This is a genomic window from Algoriphagus sp. TR-M9, assembly GCF_027594545.1.
Classification (GTDB): domain Bacteria; phylum Bacteroidota; class Bacteroidia; order Cytophagales; family Cyclobacteriaceae; genus Algoriphagus; species Algoriphagus halophytocola.
Genome location: NZ_CP115160.1, coordinates 3,613,182 through 3,630,220, shown reverse-complemented (window position 1 = coordinate 3,630,220; position 17,039 = coordinate 3,613,182). Strand labels below are relative to the sequence as shown.

Sequence of the window (17,039 nt, the reverse complement as noted above, 5' to 3'; positions counted from 1 at the left end):
CTATGAGGTATTGAGGGAGTCTATTAATTCTTTGTAGATAAAGCAGCTTATTTATTGCTTAGACCACTTTATAAACTACCTCGGGGATTTCCTTGAGTTCTTGGATCATTTCAGCACTTGGGTCGATGGAGAATTTTTTGGAGAAAAGCTCCAAAGCGATGTTCTCTTTTCTGTCCACCACATCAAAGTACAGTTTGGCTTCCCCCTTATACTTCTCGGTAATAGCTTCGAGTTTTTCCATGAGATCCAGTGTCAGATCATCCAGATCAATATTAACACGCAGGCCTTTGATCATTTTCCCACGGACTTCGTCCAAAAGAATGATGCTATTGATCTTGAATTCCAGTTCATTTTCAGCCCAACGCTTACTGCCTACTTTTCCTGTAATATAGAGGTACCAGTTTGGCATGAAATACTCTTTGAACTTCACGTAGTCATCCCCAAAGAGAAAGAAGGTAAAACAGCCCTGGTAATCTTCCAAAGTCAGCGTACCGAATGGTTTCCCGTTCTTGGTAGTCCGATGTGCAAAGGTGGATACAGATCCTGCCAGACGGATTTCCGGTCTATTTCTCAGGCTTTCCAGGTCATTCAGTTCGGGTAAGGAAGCATTGGTAAAGGACTCGATCTCCAGTTTGTACTGGTCCAAAGGATGGCCGGAAATATAAAGCCCGACCACTTCTTTTTCTATATTTAGTTGCTGTAGCTGGGTAAAGGGCTCCATAGGAGCTATGGTTGGCATAGGTACTTCCATACTTCCGGCATCTCCTCCAAATAGACTCACTTGGTTGCTGTCTTCTTCTTGCTGGACTTTTTGGGCATATTTCGTGGCTTTTTCTATCAGCGTAAGGTCTCCATCCGGAGCTTCCAGGTATTGCCTTCTATGATGCTCCTTGAAGCAGTCAAATCCACCGGCCATAGCCAGGGCTTCCATGGTTTTTTTGTTGAGTGCTTTAGAACTCACCCGCTTCGCAAAGTCAAAGATGTTTTTATAGGGGCCGTTTTTCTCCCGCTCTTCGATGATAGCATCCACAGCTGCAGAACCTGCGCCTTTGATGGCAGCCATGCCAAAGCGGATTTCCCCGGCAGCATTTACCGTAAAGCCATTTTTGGATTCATTGACATCTGGGCCCAAAACTGGTATGCCTGCCCGCTTACACTCTTCCATGAAAAATGTCACCTGGGTGATATCGTTCATGTTATTGCTCAGTACCGAAGCTAAATATTCAGCAGGGTAATGTGCTTTGAGGTAGGCTGTCTGATAAGCAATCCAAGCATAGCAGGTGGAGTGGGATTTGTTGAAGGCATAGGACGCAAAAGCCTCCCAGTCTGTCCAGATCTTGGCAAGTTTTTTAGCGTCATGTCCTTTGGCAGATGCCTGCTCGATGAATTTGGGTTTCATCTTGTCCAGTACATCCTTTTGTTTCTTACCCATTGACTTTCGCAAAACATCGGCCTCACCCTTGGTAAATCCTGCCAGTTTCTGGGACAAGAGCATCACTTGCTCCTGATAAACTGTGATGCCGTAGGTTTCCTCCAGATATTCCTGCATGTCGTCCAGGTCATAGACGATTACTTCTGTGCCATGCTTTCTTTTGATAAATGAAGGGATATAAGCCAATGGTCCCGGACGATAGAGCGCGTTCATGGCGATCAAATCTGCAAAAACTGTGGGTTTAAGCTCGCGCATGTACTTTTGCATTCCGGCAGATTCATACTGGAATATACCTACCGTCTCCCCGCGTTGGAAAAGCTCATAGGTCTTGACATCATCTATGGGAAAGTGATCTGGATCCAAGGTGATTCCATGTCTTTCCTTCACGATCTTAACGGCTGTTTTGATCAGCGTTAGGGTTTTAAGCCCTAAAAAGTCCATCTTCAGTAGACCAGCAGATTCTACCACAGAGTTATCAAACTGAGTACACACCATGTCTGAGTCTTTCGCCAGTGCTACCGGGACAAAATTGGTGATGTCAGAAGGCGTGATAATCACCCCGCAGGCATGAATACCTAGATTTCGCACAGACCCTTCCAGCATGGTAGCCTGATTGATGGTCTTTGCAGATTCATCTTGGCCTTGGGAGATTTTGATCAGTTCATCGGCCTTTGCGATTAATTCACCTTGTCCTTTGAGCTTCTCAGAAAGTGCTGATCTATTGTTGGCCAGGCCAAAAAGTGCTTTTAATTTAATATCGGGGACCAGGTTGGCCAATCTCCCGGCCTCAGGCAGTGGTAGATTCAGTACTCTGGCAGTATCTCGAATCGCCGATTTGGCAGCCATGGTGCCATAGGTGATGATTTGTGCCACCTGATTGGAACCGTATTTTTTGATTACATAATCAATGACCCGCTGACGGCCCTCGTCATCAAAGTCAATATCAATATCGGGAAGGGATACACGATCAGGATTTAGGAATCTCTCAAATAGTAGATTGTAGGCTATGGGATCTATATTGGTGATTCCTGTGCAGTAAGCTACCGCTGATCCGGCAGCAGACCCACGCCCTGGCCCCACGGAAACCCCAAGTTTTCTAGCCTCCACTATGAAATCCTGTACAATCAAAAAGTAACCCGGATACCCCGTGTTCTCAATGGTAGCGAGTTCAAAATCCAGTCGTTCTTCTATTTCAGGAGTGATTTCTTTATACCGCTTTTTAGCGCCCTCGTAGGTGAGGTGCCGTAGAAATGCATTTTCTCCACGCTTGCCTCCGTCCACTTCATCTTCAGGATGCTTAAACCGCTCCGGAATATCAAATGCCGGTAGCAATACTTCCCGCGCAAGCTTATAAGTTTCTATTTTCTCAGTAATCTCAGCGGTGCATTCTATGGCTTCAGGCAGGTCTGCAAAGAGCTTTTTCATCTCATCTGGCGACTTGATGTAGAATTCATCGTTTGGAAAACCAAATCTAAATTCCCGTCCTCTCTTTCCTACGTATTTTTTGGGTTTGGCTTCCGGGCCTTCTAGGCGCTCACCGTCCTTCACACAGAGCAAAACATCATGCGCCTTGGCATCAGCCTTTTCCGTATAGTAGGAATTGTTCGCTGCGAAATATTTGACATCGTATTTCTTGGCAAATTCTAACAAAACCTCGTTTACCTTTTCTTCCTCTGGGATACCATGGCGATTGAGCTCCACATAGAAGTCCGCACCAAACTGCTCTTTCCACCAGACGAAGGCTTCTTCAGCCTGGGTTTCTCCCACATTCAGAATCAGAAATGGAATCTCTGCCCAAAGCCCCCCTGTGGTGGCGATCAGCTCACCTTTGTACTGCGTCAATAGCTCCTTGTCTATTCTAGGTACATAGTAAAAACCTTCAATATTGGCGTAGGAGGCCAGTTTTGCCAGGTTATGGTATCCGGTTTTGTTTTTAGCTATGAGGACAGTTTGGAAGCCATCATCCTTGTTTGACTTGTTTTTCCGGTCACGGCAAAGGTTAAACTCGCAGCCTAAGATGGGTTTGATATCTTTTGATATGGCTTCTTTTACAAAGTGAAAAGCTGCCATCATATTGCCATGGTCGGTCAAAGCGATCGCGGGCATGCCCAGCTCTTTGGCACGGGCCACCATAGCAGGTATTTCGGAAGTAGCCTGTAGTACCGAGTACTGACTATGGACGTGCAAATGGGTGAAGGGAATATCCGTCAGATCAGAAATGTCAGCTTTGCCAGCCTGCTTCAGTACATCTTTGGCGGCAGCTTTTTGGTCATCTTTTGCTTGCGCAAAGTTGGCTTCCTCCAGTTCGGGGGCTTCATAGACTACTTCGGCAATGGAAATGCCTGGCTCCGGAGCCTGAACCCCATGTGTGATCAGTCCGAAGAAACATCTGGCTGTGGCGTCCACATCGTAAGCTGCATCATGGGCATCTCCAAATCCCTGTCCAAAGAGTTTTTGGTGCAGTTCAGTCAGAGTAGGCCATTTGAACTTGCCCCCACGGCCTCCAGGAATGGCGCAGAATTCAGTAGAAATATCTTTGGTGTCAAGCTGAGTCGCTGTCAGCGGCATGGTGGCCTCTGCCCGGATATACTCTGACCCGACCACGTTGATGTCAAATTCCACGTTATGCCCGACGAGATACTTGGCGTTTTTTACATCTCCTTCAAAAATGCCGAGAATCTGCTTCAGGTCATGACCTTCTTTTTCGGCCCGTTTGGTAGAGATTCCATGTACTTTTTCTGCGTTGTATGGAATGGTAAACCCATCTGGCTTGATGATGTAGTTATGGTTGGAAATCAGATTTCCCTTCTCATCATGCAGTTGCCATGCGAGCTGAACCAGCCTGGGCCAGTTGTCCACATCGGACATGGGAGCATTGTAATCGCGGGGAAGACCGGTGGTTTCGGTATCAAAAATTAAGTACATACAGGTTGGGGAATTGAGACTTCAAATTAGGGCTAATCTCCGAAATGAGACAAGAGTAGCGGAGCTAATTGTCGGGAAATTGAAAAAAAATAGTGTGAGTAATCCTTAGCTGTCCGCATATAGCGAACTCTAAATAATTCTTGAAAAAATTAGGAAAAAGTATCAGAATTCTGACAATATAAATCATACAGCAGAAATCTTGCTACTATGTCATTTCCAATGTCAAGTGTAAGAGATTTCTTAGTCGATCCTTCTTGGAAATGGCACTGCAGATCTTAAGTCTACTACTTTCAGCTTCCTACTATCCAGCTTTTCAGATTTCTCACTTTTGATTTCAGACTTTTACCAGAAAATCTCACAATCATAAATCAAATAGCATAAATCTAAAATCCGTTCTTACCTCTTATCCTCCCAAGGCATATAAACCACCTTTTTGGTTTCGAAAAATTCTTCCTTGAAATAGTCTTCGAGATGGTAAACCACGTAGGATTTCCCTAATTCCTCCATCTCTTCGTCTACCTCTCCGCCTTTCAGATAAAGTATGCCATTGGGGTATTCGTTGAAGTCTTCTTTTCGGATTTTGTTTTTCACCCAAGGGTAAAAATTAACCATTCGGGTCACAGCCCTACTGATTACAAAGTCATATTTCCTGACCAACTGTTCTGCCCTCGCTTGCTGAGCTTCCACATTACTCAGTTTGAGCTGCTTTACCACATCTTTGACTACCGTGATTTTCTTTCCTATGGAATCCACCAAGTGGAAATGCGTGTCAGGAAATAGAATGGCTAATGGAACACCTGGAAATCCTCCTCCTGTCCCAATATCAAGGATTTTGCTGCCTGGCTGAAAAGGCATCACCTTAGCTACACCTAGGGAATGCAAAACATGATGGATATAGAACTGATCCATGTCCTTGCGGGAAATCACGTTGATTTTGGAATTCCAGTCTTCATAGAGTTCCTGGAGCTTGTCAAATTGCTCAAGCTGCTTTTCAGACAGATCCGGGAAATAGAATTGAATTAGCTGAGTGCCAGAGTTCATCAGATGTGTTTTTGTTTGCCTGCGGCAATTTCGTAAAGTAATTCTCTAGAGCGGTGGAGCTGTGCCTTGACGGTACCCAGGGGCTTTTCCAGCTCCTTTGCGATCTCGTCATAGCTCAATTCGTCAAAATACCTAAGCTTCACGAGTTTGCGGTATTTGGCCGGAAGCTTGTCTACGAATATCCGCACCATCTCTATCCGCTGTGACTTGATGTATTCGTCTTGTGGATTGTTGTCATCGTCCTCCACGTCAATATTTACAGAATTACCCCCGTCATCTGACATGGTGGTATTCAAGCTCATGGTTTTGAGTTTCTTCTTTCGGATGAAATCAATGGTATTATTGGTGGCAATGCGAAAAAGCCAAGTGGAAAAAGTGTAGTCTTTTTTAAATCTATGCAGGTTTTTGAACGCCTTGGCAAATGCCTCCATCGTCAGGTCTTCTGCATCATCCGCATCGCGGATCATCTTCAAGATCATATAATAGACGGCTTTTTTGTAGCGCTTCATCAAAGAGGCATAGGCCTGCTGATCTTTTTTTTCTACAGCTTGATCGATCAAGTCAAAATCCTCGAGTGCTTTTTTAGAAAAACCGCGTTCATTTATTTCCATTGAATGTCTTTTGCCTGGTGGGAAATCGTCCCTAAAATCCAAAAATAACCTAAATATAAGAAATCAAGTATCCAGATAGATTTTGGTGGTTTGGTACCTTGGATCTTCTTTGAGGCGGCATTGAATATGCTCACTACAAGGAAAGTCCTCAATAGGATAATACCGAAAACAGCCGAAAAATGTTCCCAGCTTTGATTTATCCCCGTATAAATTAGCATTCCTATGCCGAAAAGCCAGAATAATGCATGAGAAAGCGTGTAAAGTCCAATTTTTCTCTTATCTGCACCATCGTAGTATTTGCCCGCATGAAGGTGGCGTTTCTTTTGAACCAGGTATTCTTTCTTTGTTTCTTTTGGGATAGAAGTAGTGTTGGCTTCAGGGTCAAGGACAATAGCCGTATTTTTGCCAGTGGTGTAGAGGTTGACAAAGAGGTCGTCATCTCCTCCTTCGATATGCCATAGATGCTTAAAAGCTTTTACCTTCATGAAGAAGCTTTTGCGGTAGCACAAATTTCTCCCCACGGCCATGAAAGGCTTTTTCCACAGCCCAAAGGACATATAATATAGTGCTGTCAATAAGGTTTCGAATTGAATCCAGCTGTTCAGAAAGGTGTCTCGCTTCTGATAGCCGGAGAACCCCACCGCAAAGGTTTTGTGCTGATTACGAATCGGGGCGGTCATTTTTCTGATCCATTGATCTGAGTCTGGCAGGCAATCTGCATCAGTGAGCAGTATAATATCGTTTTTGGCCACTTTGATTCCTAGGGTTAGGGCATACTTCTTTGCAGTTACATGTGGCGGGGTGTACTTGATGGTGACGGATCGCAGTTTGGGATAAATTTCCATCATTTTTTCCAGGAGTCTCATAGTCCGATCTGAAGATCGGTCATTTACGATCATGAGGTCAAAACTAGGATAGTCTTGTTCAAACAGTTTGGGAATCAAGGTCTTGAGGTTGCTGTACTCATTGTGCGCACAAACGAGTACGGTGACGCCTTCTTCATTATGAGCGTTAGCTGTAGAAGTGTTGCCTTTATAGAAAGCAGTTTTACCAAAAATAATTAGCAGATAAATTACCTGAATAAGTATTCCGATTCCGAAGAAAAACCAAAGTAAAAATAGGCCCATAGGTCGATTTTGCTTGGCAAATATAAAATCAAAATCAGCAAACCATTTAAGAATAAGCGTATATTTTTGTAGGCTGAACTGGACATTCTGTAGAAGGTCTCTCCAGCAACTAATTAGCGACATGAAGTTTACCCTAGCCCATCAAGATTCCAAAAGTAAAGCCAGAGCCGGCGTAGTCCATACAGATCACGGTGAGGTACAGACCCCGATTTTCATGCCTGTGGGCACAGCTGCCAGTGTGAAAGCGGTGCATACCCGTGAACTTAAGGAAGATATCAAAGCTCAAATCATTCTGGGGAATACCTATCACCTCTATTTGAGGCCAGGACTTGAAATTATGGAAAAGGCCGGAGGGCTGCATCAATTTAATGGCTGGGATAAGCCTATTCTCACCGATAGCGGGGGGTATCAGGTTTTTTCGCTCTCAGGAACCCGGAAAATCAAGGAAGATGGAGTGATGTTCAAATCCCATATCGACGGGTCAAAGCATCATTTTACTCCAGAGAATGTCATGGATATCCAGCGAACAATAGGTGCGGATATCATCATGGCTTTTGACGAGTGTACACCATATCCATGTGAATATGGCTATGCCAGAAACTCCATGGAAATGACCCACCGCTGGTTGAAGAGGTGTATTGATCGATTTGACTCCACAGAAGGAAAGTATGGATACAACCAGACTCTTTTCCCTATAGTCCAAGGTTCGGTTTATAAGGACTTGAGAAAACAAAGTGCGGAATTTATTGCATCCACCAACCAAGAAGGAAATGCAATAGGCGGACTTTCTGTAGGGGAGCCGGCGGAAATGATGTATGAAATGACCGAGTTGGTCACCGCTATTTTACCACAGGACAAACCCCGCTACCTGATGGGAGTAGGCACTCCGGCAAACATCCTGGAGTGCATAGCGCTGGGGGTGGATATGTTTGACTGTGTGATGCCTACACGAAATGCCCGAAACGGAATGCTCTTTACCTCAGAAGGCTTTATTAATATCCGTAATGAGAAATGGAAGGATGACTTTAGCCCCATAGATCCAGCCATTGGAGGTTATGTAAGCACATTTTACTCTAAGGCTTATCTTAGGCATCTGGTGATCAGCAAGGAGATCTTGGCTGCTCAAATTGCAAGCATTCATAATTTGAGTTTTTACCTTTGGCTAGTCAATCAAGCCAGAGAACATATCCTTGCCGGGGATTTTTCCGTTTGGAAGGATCAAATGGTCAAGAAAGTGAGCACAAGACTTTAATATGAAGCTACTCGACAAACTAATCATCAAGGATTTTCTGAAGACCTACTTTTTTGTGGTGGTCATGTTGATCTTGGTGGTATTGGTTTTGGATTTTACCGAGAAGAATGACACGTACATTCGAAATGAGGTGCCTTCAGCGGAGATTTTGAAGTATATGGCCAATTATGGGCTCTATTTGAATAATCTGCTCACGCCGATCACGGTATTTATTTCGGTGATTTTCATAACGTCCAAAATGGCCGGTCGGACAGAGATTATTGCTATTTTGAGCTCAGGTGTCAGCTTTATACGGCTGTTAAGACCATTCTTCTTTGCGGCAGCTATGATTGGAGCTGCGAGTTTTTTGCTCAACGGATGGGTGCTTCCACGGGCTACGGCAGGAGTTACGGAGTTTCGGATGAATTATCTGGATAAGGAAAAGACCGCATCTGAAGCCAATGTTCATATCAGGGTAGGGGCAGAATCTTATGCTTATTTGAGTAGGTTTTACCCGACCAGTAATAGCGGATATCATTTCACTTTGGAAACAATCCGAGATGGGGAGTTAAAGGCGAAGCTTTCGTCGGACCGGATAGATTGGGATACGGCAAAGCGCGTGTGGACTTTGAGGAATTGGAGATTGAGAGAGTTGAAAGACAGGAAAGAAGATTACACCGTAGGTGAAGAATTGGACACCACGCTTTCCATCAGGCCGGAGGACTTTGATCTTCCGCTGAACCATCATGAAACCCTGATGCTACCGGAGCTGGGTAAGCAAATCAGGATTTTGGAGGATAGAGGGGCTGATAATGTGAACTTCTATAAGATCGAGCGCTATGTGCGTTTTATGTCTCCATTTGCAGCTATCATATTGACCTTCATCGGGGTGATCATGTCAGCTCGCAAAACCAGAGGCGGATCCGGATTTCAGATTGCCATGGGCTTCTTGCTGGCATTTATTTATATCATCCTTTTCATTCTATCCAGAACTTTTGCAGAAAACGGGGCTGCTTATCCCATTTTGGCTGTTTGGCTTCCTAACATCGTTTTTGCTGTGACGGGCCTAGTTTTGTACAAAACCGTACCTAGATAAATGAATGCAACGCTGAAGGATTACTTGATGCTTCATTTCATAGTGCTGATCTGGGGTTTCACTGCTATTTTAGGTTTGCTGATAAGTTTGCCGGCTATAGAGCTGGTTTTTTACAGAACTTTGATCGCGTCTGTAGGAGTGGCCGGTTTGTTCTTTTGGAAGAAAAAGAGACTCCTACTTCCAGTTCGGGATATGGTAAAGGTCACTGGAGTTGGGTTTGTCATTGCTGTACATTGGATATTGTTTTTTTGGTCTGCCAGAGTGTCCACTGCCTCGGTGTGTCTGGCGGGTATGGCTACCACTTCCCTTTGGACGGCTTTTGTAGAGCCGATTTTCAACCGTGCAAAAATCAAATGGTACGAAGTAGGTTTGGGCCTGATGGTGATTGTAGGTCTATTGGTGATTTTTAGTTTTGAGTCTGGATATTGGCTGGGGCTGAGTATGGCGCTGGCCTCTTCTCTAATGGCGGCGATTTTTTCTGTTTTGAACGGTAAACTCGCCCATCGGCATAACCCTTATCAGATCACCTTTTATGAGATGGCTGGGGCTTGTTTGTTCACGCTCATTTTTATGCCCATTTATTCGGGATTTATGACCGATAGTGGGCTGAATCTACAATGGGTAGGGTATGACTGGTTTTGGCTTTTCCTGCTTGGTGGAGTATGTACTGTTTATGCTTTTTCCGTGTCTGTGGAATTGATGAAGCGCCTGTCTGTTTTTTCCATTAACCTGACGGTGAATTTAGAACCCGTTTATGGGATTGTGCTGGCAGTATTGATTTTTGGAGAAAGTGAAAAAATGACTCCGCAGTTTTACTTGGGAACAGCCATTATTTTGGTTTCAGTGCTTTCTTATCCTGTGTTGAATTACCTGAATAAAAGGAGAAAGCCTGTCCGGCCACTAGGGTGAAAAGGTGAATTAGTGTCTGGTGATGTCCTGTTAAGTCGCAAATGCCACGTTTAACTCATCATCGGATATTTCTCCTGTTTTCTCAATCTACAAATAGTGAAATCCTGTTGAGAAATTTTGCAACTGATTTAATTTTAGGGGTTTATAGGGTTAATTCTACTTGAAAATATTTTTCATTCCATTTGAAGGAAGGTGGCTTTTGCTCAAAAAGTCCAAAAACGGAGGAACCTGAGCCGGACATAGCTGCATAAAATGCCCCGGCTTCATACATGGTTTGTTTGATTTTTGCAATCTCCGGATGATTGGTGAAAATGCTGGCCTCGAAGTCGTTGACCAGTTCATCTTTCCAGCGGCTTTTGTCACTTAGCACTTCCTCCAGTTTGACTTGTGGAGGAGACGGTTTTACTCCCGCATAAGCTTCTTTGGTGCCTATATGGATTCCCGGATTTACCAATACCAAGTGCATTCCCTTCAAGTCTAAGTTGCTAGGCGCTAAAATCTCGCCTCTGCCAGTTGCGATTTTGGGAGTGTTTTCTATGAAAAATGCACAGTCGCTGCCCAGTTTTGCGGCATACTCCTCGAGGAAGAAATCATCTAAGATCAAATCAAAAAGATTATTCATCAGCTTGAGTGCAAAAGCCGCATCCGCCGAGCCACCACCCAGTCCAGCTCCCATAGGGATGTGTTTGTGCAGATGGATGGCGAGGTTTGGCAAAGCCGGAAAATCTTTTTTCAATAAATTGAAAGCTTTCAAGATCAGGTTATCAGAAGGCTTGCCAGGAATGGGTATCCCTGTGCTTTCAAAGGAAGTACGTTTTTTATCAATAATCATTTCCAAAGCGTCATAAACCGGGATGGGGTACATGCAAGTTTCGATGTCATGAAACCCGTCATTTCGCTTTTTGGTGATGTGTAGACCGAGGTTGATTTTAGCGTTTGGGAAAGTGATCATGGATATTTGGTGTTTGGGCAAAAATAAAATAAAAAGTAAGGTGAAATAGGGTTTTTGCTTTTTAGGAATTTTGTAATTTTTGAGATTCTTTTTGAAGTTACTGTTTCTAAGCTTTTTTATTATTGAAAAAAATAGAACAAGGAATGGTTAAAATTGAAAATTCTTGAAATCAATACAAAATTTTGGAAATCCATTTATTGAACAAATCATTCCCCGAAATACAGGATGATTTTGGCTTTTGATCCATTTAATATTTTGAATATTATTAATTCACATACATTTTTTATCTGAGTAAGATGAAAAATGTAAAATTAAATATTGTAAGTCTGAAAATTCGGTTTTAAGTTTGTCATGTGATTCGTCACCAGTTAATAGAAAACCGACACAAGAACATGTATAAAGTAGTCATTTTGCTAAGCGTCATTATTCTCATTGGATTTTAATGTGAGGCACTAGACTATTATTTATAATGAAATAAAAAACATCTAAAGTGCCTCACTGAGTTGAGGCACTTTTTTTTATACCCCAAAAGATATGACCCTGAAAAAGTACAGCTGGGAAATAAGCGACAATGAAGAGCATCCTGCAGGCAAAGCCATGCTTTATGCCACTGGTTTGAGTGACAAAAAGATGAAACAGCCTTTTGTAGGGATAGCCAGTTGCGGTTATGAGAGCAATCCCTGCAATATGCACCTGAACGACTTTGCCGGTCTGATCAAAGCCTCCTCACAGGAGCACGATCTGACCGGTTTAATTTTTAATACCATAGGAGTCTCTGACGGCACGACTATGGGCACGCTGGGTATGCGCTACTCTCTGGTGTCCAGAGAGATTATCGCTGATTCGATAGAGTCATTTATAATAGGACACTCCTTTGACGGTACTGTGGCAGTGGCTGGATGTGATAAAAACATGCCGGGAGCGCTAATGGGGATGATACGTACCAATAGACCTGCGATTATGGTGTATGGAGGAACTATCGCTTCAGGTAACTATAAAGGAGAGAAACTGAATATTGTTTCAGCCTTTGAAGCTTTCGGTAAGCGAGTCAATGGAAATATTTCTGACGAAGATTATGATGGTGTGATCCGAAATGCATGCCCCGGCAAAGGAGCTTGTGGAGGGATGTATACCGCCAATACCATGTCATCGGCAATTGAGGCGATGGGGATGTCCTTGCCCTACTCCTCGTCCTATCCGGCAAACTCACCAGAGAAACTCAGAGAATGTCGTGAGGTAAACAAGTACATGAAAATCCTACTGGAGAAGGATATCAAACCAAGTGATATCATCACCAGAAAAAGTATAGAAAATGCCGTGGTAGTAGCCATTGCTCTGGGCGGCAGTACTAATGCAGTGATGCATATCATAGCTATCGCGCGTACAGCTGGAATTGACTTTACCATTGAGGATTTCAAAGCTATCAACGCCAGAGTGCCGATGATAGGTGATTTCAAGCCTTCCGGAAAATTCATGATGGAAGACCTTCATGAACAAGGTGGAGTTCCTGCATTTATGAAATACATGCTTCAGAATGGATTCCTGCATGGGGACTGCATGACTGTAACCGGGAAAACTTTAGAAGAAAATCTAAAAGATGTGGAAGCCGTCACCGTTTCTATGGTCAATGTGATTCATCCACTTGAGACCCCGATCAAAGCTACCGGTCACCTTTGTGTGCTTTCTGGTAATCTAGCTCCAGAAGGAGCAGTAGCAAAAATCACCGGTAAGGAAGGTAGTTCATTTACCGGACCTGCTCACGTGTTTGATTCCGAGCAGGCAGCAAATGACGCGATCCGGGATCATCAGATCAATAAGGGCGAGGTGATCGTGATACGGAATATTGGCCCCAAAGGCGGTCCTGGAATGCCGGAAATGCTTAAGCCAACATCGATGATTATTGGTGCGGGTTTAGGCTCTGATGTAGCATTGATCACGGACGGCAGGTTTTCTGGAGGAACTCACGGATTTGTGGTGGGGCATGTCACTCCGGAAGCTTACAATGGCGGGCCAATTGGTCTGGTGAAAAATGGTGATATGATCACTATTGACGCTGATAATCTGCAACTCAAAGTGGATGTGTCTGAGGAAGAGCTGGCAGAAAGAAAAAAATCCTGGAAGCAGCCTGACGTTTCGGGCCTGCAGGGTACCCTTAAAAAATACAATAAACTAGTGTCATCAGCTTCAGAAGGCTGTGTGACAGATAAATTTTAAGCCTATGAAGGAGTCTATGATCAGAGGGGCGGATATTGTAGTTAGATCACTCATTGCTGAGCAAGCTGAGATAATTTTCGGATATCCAGGTGGAGCTATCATGCCGGTTTATGATGCATTGTACGATTATCATGACCAGATCAAGCATGTTTTGACACGCCACGAGCAGGGGGCTATCCATGCCGCGCAGGGGTATGCCAGAGTTTCTGGAAAAGTGGGGGTCTGCCTGGCTACTTCAGGACCTGGAGCTACCAATTTAATCACTGGTATGGCGGATGCTCAGATAGACAGCACCCCACTGGTCTGTATTACAGGTCAGGTAGCCTCACATCTACTCGGAACAGATGCATTTCAGGAAACGGATGTAGTAGGGATCTCCATGCCTGGTACCAAGTGGAATATTCAGGTCAGGAGGATTGAGGATATAGCTCCAGCCATCGCAAAGGGATTTTATATCGCTCGATCGGGAAGACCTGGTCCGGTATTGATTGATATCACCAAGGATGCACAGCAGGATTTTGGCGACTTTTCATATGAACACTGCCTGGGCTTTAGATCCTATCAAGTCAATCTGCCCATAGATAAGTCAGCCATTCAAGAGGCTGCTTTCTTGATCAATATGGCTAAAAGACCATATGTCCTCTTTGGGCAGGGAGTGGTTTTAGGCAAAGCAGAGGCGGAGTTTAAAGCATTTATCGAAAAGACCGGTATTCCGGCAGCATCTACCTTGTTGGGATCTGGAGCATTGTCTGAGGATCATCCAAATTATGTAGGAAAACTTGGGATGCATGGAAATTATGCGCCAAATTTATTGACCAATCAGTGCGATGTGTTGATCGCAGTGGGGATGAGGTTTGATGATCGTGTGACAGGAGACTTGAAGAGATATGCCAAACAAGCCAAGGTAATCCATCTGGAACTTGACCCGGCAGAGATCAACAAGAATGTGAAATGCGAGGTGGCCGTTCTGGGCAATTGTAAAGAAAGCCTTGGATTACTGACTGATGCAGTTTCTGAAAAGTCACATCCAGAATGGATGAATAAGTTTCAAGAATTGAAGGACGAAGAAAATGCCACAGTCATACAACCGGACCTGAAGCCTACCAAGGCTGGGTTGACCATGGGTGAGGTCATTCATCAGATCAATCAATATAAGGCAGACGATGCTATCTTGGTGACAGATGTGGGACAGCATCAGATGATTGCCTGGAGGTATTTCAATTACAAGCAGTCACGTACGCAAGTGACTTCCGGGGGACTGGGGACTATGGGCTTTGCCCTGCCAGCAGCACTGGGGGCACAGATGTATGACTTCTCTAGACAGGTAGTTTGCGTAGTAGGTGATGGGGGTATACAGATGACCATCCAAGAACTAGGGACTATCATGCAGACCAAAGCTCCTGTAAAGGTGGTTTTGCTGAATAATAATTTCCTGGGTATGGTAAGACAGTGGCAGCAGATGTTTTTCGAAAAACGCTATTCTTCTACAGAGCTGGACAATCCTGATTTCATTAAAATTGCGGAAGCTTATGGAATTCAGGCACAGAAAGTCACCGAAAGAGGGGACTTGCAGGAAGCAATCGAAGATATGCTGATTCACGATGGGCCATACTTCTTGGAAGTAGTGGTCGAAAAAGAAGACAATGTATTCCCGATGATAGCCACTGGATGCTCCGTGGAAGAGGTAAGACTTAGCTAATTAAACCACATGAAATCGAGCATGTCGAAAACGACACACATAGGGATGATTATCAACCATGCGAGATTCCATCTGACCTTTAAAAATCAAATTTTAAACAGATGAAACGATATACTATTTTCGTTATTACCGAAAATTTCATCGGTATCTTAAATCGCATCACTATTATTTTTACCCGTAGGGGGATCAATATCGATGCGCTCACTGCCTCTGAAAGTAGACTGGATGGAATCCACAGGATCACTATCGAGGTAACTGCCCATGAAGATACAGTCATCCAGCTGGTCAATCAGATCGAAAAAATCATTGATGTGATCAAGGCCTTTTATCACGAAGACGAAAGCGTGGTCTATCAGGAGATAGCATTGTACAAAATCCCTGTAGCCAATCTACATGGAGGCTTGGAGAAAATCATCCGGCAGCACAATGCAAAAATCATTGCGGCGGAGCCGGACTTTGTAGTCCTAGAGCTCACCGGGCACAAGGAACAAACGCAGGAATTGCTGGAAATTCTCAAAGATTATGGTCTGTTGGAATTTGCACGCTCAGGTAGAGTGGCAGTAGCCAAAAGAATGATGACCATTGATAGTTTTGTCAAATAAAATAAACCATACAGGATCCATTAGGAACCTATTAAACACTAGTAATTAATAATTAAAACTCATGAAATCGAGCATGACTAGAGCATCACACGAAAGTGTAATTGTCAACCATGCGAGATTCCATCTGACCATCTAAAATCAAACAAAAAAACAGATGAAATTAAAATTCGGATCAGTAGAAGAGAACGTAGTGACCAGAGAGGAATTCCCTTTGGAAAAAGCAAGAGAAGTACTCAAAGATGAAGTAATCGCAGTTTTGGGTTACGGAGTACAAGGGCCTGGTCAGGCACTTAACCTGAAAGACAACGGTTTCAACGTGATCGTAGGTCAGCGTAAAAATTCCAAAACATGGGATAAAGCTGTAGCAGACGGTTGGGTTCCAGGTGAGACACTTTTCGAATTGGAAGAGGCATGTGAAAAAGGTACTATCCTACAGTTTTTGCTTTCAGATGCTGGTCAGATCGCCCTTTGGCCCACAGTTAAAAAACACCTGACTCCAGGCAAAGCACTTTATTTCTCTCATGGCTTCGGCGTGACTTATAAGGAAAAAACCGGGATTATTCCTCCGGCAGATGTAGATGTGATCTTGGTAGCACCAAAAGGATCCGGTACTTCCTTGCGAAGAATGTTTGTAGAAGGTAGAGGATTGAACTCTTCTTATGCAATCTACCAAGATGGAACTGGCAAAGCTAAAGATCGTGTTGTTGCTCTTGGAATTGGAGTTGGATCTGGTTACCTATTCGAAACAGATTTCTACCGTGAGGTGACTTCAGATTTGACTGGAGAAAGAGGAACTTTGATGGGAGCTATTCAAGGTATTTTTGCAGCGCAGTATGAAGTGTTGAGATCTAATGGTCACACGCCTTCAGAAGCTTTCAATGAAACAGTGGAAGAATTGACACAGTCATTGATGCCACTAGTAGCCGAAAACGGGATGGACTGGATGTATGCTAACTGTTCTACTACTGCCCAAAGAGGTGCTTTGGATTGGTGGAAGCCTTTCAGAGATGCTACCAAGCCTGTGTTTGAAGATCTTTACAACTCTGTAAAAACCGGTCAAGAGGCCCAAAAGTCAATTGACTCAAACTCTAAAGAAGACTATCGAGTGAAACTGGAAGCTGAATTGAAAGAATTGAGAGATTCTGAAATGTGGCAGGCAGGTGCTGTCGTCCGTCAGTTGAGACCAGAAAATAACTAATA

12 protein-coding genes are annotated in these 17,039 nt (G+C 43.8%); 7 read left to right on the top strand and 5 right to left on the bottom strand.

Annotation, left to right across the window (positions count from 1 at the left end):
- Window positions 1–58: 58 nt before the first annotated feature.
- From dnaE to PBT90_RS15195, 4 genes are all read right to left on the bottom strand, one after another.
- Entirely contained in the window at window positions 59–4,357 is a 4,299-nt protein-coding gene (dnaE, locus tag PBT90_RS15210; protein WP_270129892.1) for a DNA polymerase III subunit alpha, read from the bottom strand.
- Window positions 4,358–4,753: 396 nt separating this feature from the next.
- Window positions 4,754–5,398, bottom strand: a complete 645-nt coding sequence (gene rsmG, locus PBT90_RS15205) for a 16S rRNA (guanine(527)-N(7))-methyltransferase RsmG (protein WP_264807347.1) — start codon at window positions 5,396–5,398, stop codon at window positions 4,754–4,756.
- Window positions 5,398–6,009 carry an RNA polymerase sigma factor gene (locus PBT90_RS15200; RefSeq protein ID WP_264807346.1) on the bottom strand — a complete coding sequence of 204 codons (612 nt, stop codon included), beginning with the start codon at window positions 6,007–6,009 and terminating at the stop codon, window positions 5,398–5,400. The genes rsmG and PBT90_RS15200 overlap by 1 nt, the downstream gene beginning before the upstream one ends.
- Window positions 6,000–7,259, bottom strand: coding sequence for a glycosyltransferase (locus PBT90_RS15195; protein WP_320055329.1), 1,260 nt, complete (start codon window positions 7,257–7,259; stop codon window positions 6,000–6,002). The genes PBT90_RS15200 and PBT90_RS15195 overlap by 10 nt, the downstream gene beginning before the upstream one ends.
- Between PBT90_RS15195 and tgt the strand changes: the two genes are divergently transcribed.
- From tgt to PBT90_RS15180, 3 genes are read left to right on the top strand one after another with little or no spacing between them, the layout of a single operon-like run.
- On the top strand, window positions 7,258–8,388 hold the full coding sequence (tgt, locus tag PBT90_RS15190) for a tRNA guanosine(34) transglycosylase Tgt (RefSeq protein ID WP_264807345.1): 1,131 nt from the start codon (window positions 7,258–7,260) through the stop codon (window positions 8,386–8,388). The two genes, PBT90_RS15195 and tgt, sit on opposite strands and share 2 nt — an antisense overlap.
- A gap of 1 nt (window position 8,389) precedes the next feature.
- Window positions 8,390–9,463 carry an LptF/LptG family permease gene (locus PBT90_RS15185; RefSeq protein ID WP_264807344.1) on the top strand — a complete coding sequence of 358 codons (1,074 nt, stop codon included), beginning with the start codon at window positions 8,390–8,392 and terminating at the stop codon, window positions 9,461–9,463.
- Complete coding sequence (locus PBT90_RS15180; RefSeq protein ID WP_264807343.1) at window positions 9,464–10,372, top strand: DMT family transporter; 909 nt, start codon at window positions 9,464–9,466, stop codon at window positions 10,370–10,372. It abuts the gene before it with no gap.
- Between the two features lie 142 nt (window positions 10,373–10,514).
- Here PBT90_RS15180 and ispE read toward each other — a convergent pair whose 3' ends face one another.
- Window positions 10,515–11,324, bottom strand: coding sequence for a 4-(cytidine 5'-diphospho)-2-C-methyl-D-erythritol kinase (gene ispE / locus PBT90_RS15175; RefSeq protein ID WP_264807342.1), 810 nt, complete (start codon window positions 11,322–11,324; stop codon window positions 10,515–10,517).
- A gap of 534 nt (window positions 11,325–11,858) precedes the next feature.
- Here ispE and ilvD point away from each other — a divergent pair.
- From ilvD to ilvC, 4 genes are all read left to right on the top strand, one after another.
- Window positions 11,859–13,538 carry a dihydroxy-acid dehydratase gene (gene ilvD, locus PBT90_RS15170; protein ID WP_264807341.1) on the top strand — a complete coding sequence of 560 codons (1,680 nt, stop codon included), beginning with the start codon at window positions 11,859–11,861 and terminating at the stop codon, window positions 13,536–13,538.
- 4 nt (window positions 13,539–13,542) lie between these two features.
- Window positions 13,543–15,237, top strand: a complete 1,695-nt coding sequence (gene ilvB, locus PBT90_RS15165) for a biosynthetic-type acetolactate synthase large subunit (protein WP_264807340.1) — start codon at window positions 13,543–13,545, stop codon at window positions 15,235–15,237.
- 101 nt (window positions 15,238–15,338) lie between these two features.
- A complete protein-coding gene (ilvN, locus tag PBT90_RS15160; RefSeq protein ID WP_264807339.1) occupies window positions 15,339–15,839 on the top strand; it encodes an acetolactate synthase small subunit in 501 nt (166 codons plus the stop codon).
- Window positions 15,840–15,993: 154 nt separating this feature from the next.
- Entirely contained in the window at window positions 15,994–17,037 is a 1,044-nt protein-coding gene (gene ilvC, locus PBT90_RS15155) for a ketol-acid reductoisomerase (protein ID WP_264807338.1), read from the top strand.
- Window positions 17,038–17,039: the final 2 nt, after the last annotated feature.